This is a genomic window from Falsiroseomonas sp. HC035, from assembly GCF_050563525.1.
Taxonomy (GTDB): Bacteria; Pseudomonadota; Alphaproteobacteria; order Acetobacterales; family Acetobacteraceae; genus Falsiroseomonas.
In genome coordinates, this window is the sequence record NZ_JBNXUN010000049.1 from 1 (window position 1) to 3,035 (window position 3,035).

The window sequence follows — 3,035 nt, forward strand, 5'->3', positions numbered from 1 at the left end:
ATGACCCTGACCCGCCGCCACCTGATCGCCGCGCCGCTGCTCGGCCTCGCCGCCCCCGCCGTGGCGCAGGACGCGCCGCTGCGCTTCGCGGTCGGGCCGTTCCAGCCGACGGCGGGCGACACGCGCCGGGCCTATGAGCCGTTCTTCGCGCATCTCGCCGCCGCACTCGGCCGCCCCTACCGCCTGACCGTCACCGCCGACTGGGCCGGCATCGCCGTGGCGCTGGCGACGGATCAGCTCGATTGCGCCTGGATGGGCCCCTGGGGCTTCGTGCTGGCGAAGGATCGCGCGGCGGCGGAGGCCGTGGCATTGGTCCGCTACCAGGGCCGCCCGACCTACCACGCCATCATCCTGGCCCGCCCGGGGCTCACCATCGCGCGCTTCCCGCAGGACGCGCAGGGGCTGTCCATCTCCTTCGCCGATGCCGGGTCGACCAGCGGCTGGCTGATCCCGCATCACTGGTTCCAGACCCAGGGCATCGACCCGCGCCGCCACTTCCGCTACCGCGACGGCGCCTCCCACGCCGCCAACGTGCTGGCGGTGGTGAACGGCCAGGCGGACCTGGCGACCGATTACGACCGCAACCTCGATGCCATGATCGCCGCCGGGCGGGTGCGCGCCGACCAGGTGCAGGTCGTCTGGCGGTCGGAGCCGCTGCCGAACGACGCGCTCGCCGTGCGCGGCGGCCTGCCCGCCGAGGTGAAGGCCCGGCTGCGCGACGCGGCGCTGGCGATCGACGAGGCCACCGCCGCCCGCATCATGCCGCCGAACTACACCGGCTGGCAGGCCGCGACGCCGGACAGCTACGCGCTGATCGAACGGGCCGGCCGGGCGCTGGGCCGCATCGGCGGCGGTTGATGCGGCGCCTTGGCTGGCTGGCCGGGCTGGCCGCGCTGCATGCCGCCTGCATCTGGGTGGTGGAGCCCGACCTGCCGCGGCTGCTGGCCGGCATCCCGCGCATGCTCGGCTGGTTCGCCAATGCCTTCCCGCCGGATTTCTCCGGCCTGCCGGACCTGCTTCGGCGGGCGGCGGAGACGGTGGCGATCGCAACCCTCGGCACCAGCGTTGCGGCGCTGCTGGCGCTGCCGCTGACCTTCTTCGCGACCCGGCCGGTGGCGCCGCTGCGCCTGCTGCACCAGCCCGCCCGCGCGCTGCTGGACCTGCTGCGCGGGGTGGACAGCTTCGTCTTCGCGCTGGTGCTGGTCGCGGCCGTTGGGCTCGGGCCCTTCGCCGGGATGCTCGGCGTCGCGCTGCATTCCGCGGGCTCGCTCGCGAAGCTGTGGTCCGAGACGCTGGAGGCGGCGGACCCGGCGCTGCTGGAGGCCGCGACCTCCGCCGGAGGATCGCGCGCCCAGGCCGCCGCCGTGGTGCTGCTGCCGGAGACGCTGCCGCAGACCGCATCGTCCCTGCTGTACGTGTGGGAGTTCAACATCCGCGCCTCCACCGTGCTTGGCCTGGTCGGTGCCGGCGGGCTGGGGCAGGAGTTGAAGAACGCCGTGGACCTGCTGGATTTCACCCGCGTCGTCGCCATCCTGAGCCTCATCGTCGCCCTGGTCTTCACCGCGGACCGGCTTTCCGCGGCGCTGCGGCGCCGGCTGCTGTGATGCTGAAGCGGCGGGACGGCCTGCTGGTGCAGGGGCTGGCGGTGACGCTGGCCGGCCGGCGCATCCTGTCCGGCATCGAGCTGGAGGTCGCGCCGGGGGAGGTTGTGGTGCTCGAAGGCCCCTCCGGCAGCGGCAAGACCACCCTCCTGCGTGCCATCGCCGGCCTGCTGCCCTGCCAGGGCCAGGTGCTGTCCGGCGCCGCCCGGCCGGCGCTGGTTTTCCAGCAGCACGCCTTGGCCGGGCGGCTGACGGCGCGCGGCAACACGCTGGTCGGCGCGCTCGGCCGCACCGGCTTCTGGCGCGCTGCGCTTGGGCTGTGGCCGGCTTCGGAACGCACGGCGGCGGAAGACTGCCTGGCGCGGGTCGGCCTGACAGGGCTCGGGGATGTCCGCGCGGACCGGCTCTCCGGCGGCCAGCGCCAGCGCGTCGCCGTGGCGCGGGCGCTGTCGCAGGGCGCGCCGGTGCTGCTGGCGGATGAGCCGGTTGCGAGCCTGGACCCGGCGAATGCGGAGGCGGTGCTGGGCCTGCTGCGCGACCTGGCGCAGGGGCAGGGGCTTGCCGTGCTGGTCAGCCTCCACCAACCGGACCTTGCGCGTCGCTTCGGCGACCGGCGGCTGCGATTATTGGATGGAAGGCTGGAGGAGGGCTGATGCTGATCGAGACCGACGCGCCGCTGCTGGTGTTCGGCGGCCCCTATTCGAACCTCCAGGCGATGCGGGCGCTGCTGGAGCGGGCGCGGGCGCTCGGCATCCCGCCGTCCCGCATGCTCTGCACCGGCGATGTGGTGGCCTATTGCGCCGATGCGGCGGCGACGCTGGACCTGGTGATGCAGGCGGGCATCGCCACGGTCATGGGCAATTGCGAGGAAAGCTTGGCGGGCGGCGCCGAGGACTGCGGCTGCGGCTTCGAGGAAGGTACCGCCTGCGACCTGCTGTCCCGCACCTGGTTCGCGCACGCGTCGCGGCAGATGCAGCCTCGGCACCGTGCCTGGATGGCGGCGCTGCCGCGGCAGATCGAGGTGCGGCTCGGCGGAAGGCGACTGGCCGCCATCCATGGCGGCGCCACCCAGCTGAACCGCTTCCTGTTTGCCTCGGCACCCGATGCGAGCCTGGCGGCCGAGATCGCCATAACGGGCGCTGAGGGTGTGCTGGCCGGCCATTGCGGCCTGCCCTTCACCCGGCAGGTGGGCGAGGCGCTGTGGCACAATGCCGGCGCGATCGGAATGCCCGCCGATGACGGCACGCCGCGCGCCTGGTTTTCGGTACTGGCGCTGCAGGCGGACGGGCTCCGCATCACGCATCACCCGCTGGACTACGACCACGATGCCGCCGCCGCCGCGATGCGCGCGGCCGGGCTGGCGGAGGGTTACGCCGCGGCGTTGTGCAGCGGCCACTGGCCTTCCGAGGATGTGCTGCCGCCGGCGGAACGTGC

Annotated in this window: 4 protein-coding genes; all 4 read left to right on the forward strand. The window is 73.9% G+C overall.

Going from position 1 to position 3,035, the window contains the following annotated elements; genetic code table 11:
• Positions 1–858 (forward strand): phosphate/phosphite/phosphonate ABC transporter substrate-binding protein (locus tag ACLF3G_RS29295; protein ID WP_430672907.1); only part of this gene is annotated, 858 nt, incomplete at its 5' end.
• Positions 858–1,604, forward strand: coding sequence for a phosphonate ABC transporter, permease protein PhnE (gene phnE, locus ACLF3G_RS29300; RefSeq protein WP_430672908.1), 747 nt, complete (start codon positions 858–860; stop codon positions 1,602–1,604). The genes ACLF3G_RS29295 and phnE, both read left to right, overlap by 1 nt.
• On the forward strand, positions 1,604–2,254 hold the full coding sequence (locus tag ACLF3G_RS29305) for a phosphonate ABC transporter ATP-binding protein (protein WP_430672909.1): 651 nt from the start codon (positions 1,604–1,606) through the stop codon (positions 2,252–2,254). The genes phnE and ACLF3G_RS29305 overlap by 1 nt, the downstream gene beginning before the upstream one ends.
• The coding region (locus tag ACLF3G_RS29310; RefSeq protein ID WP_430672910.1) for a metallophosphoesterase family protein at positions 2,254–3,035 on the forward strand (782 nt) is incomplete at its 3' end. The genes ACLF3G_RS29305 and ACLF3G_RS29310, both read left to right, overlap by 1 nt.

What these genes read in the sequence shown, in the direction of transcription:
- phnE (WP_430672908.1), top strand. Translation starts at nt 858, where the DNA reads ATGCGGCGCCTTGGCTGGCTGGCCGGGCTGGCCGCGCTGCATGCCGCC.
- ACLF3G_RS29305 (WP_430672909.1), top strand. Translation starts at nt 1,604, where the DNA reads ATGCTGAAGCGGCGGGACGGCCTGCTGGTGCAGGGGCTGGCGGTGACG.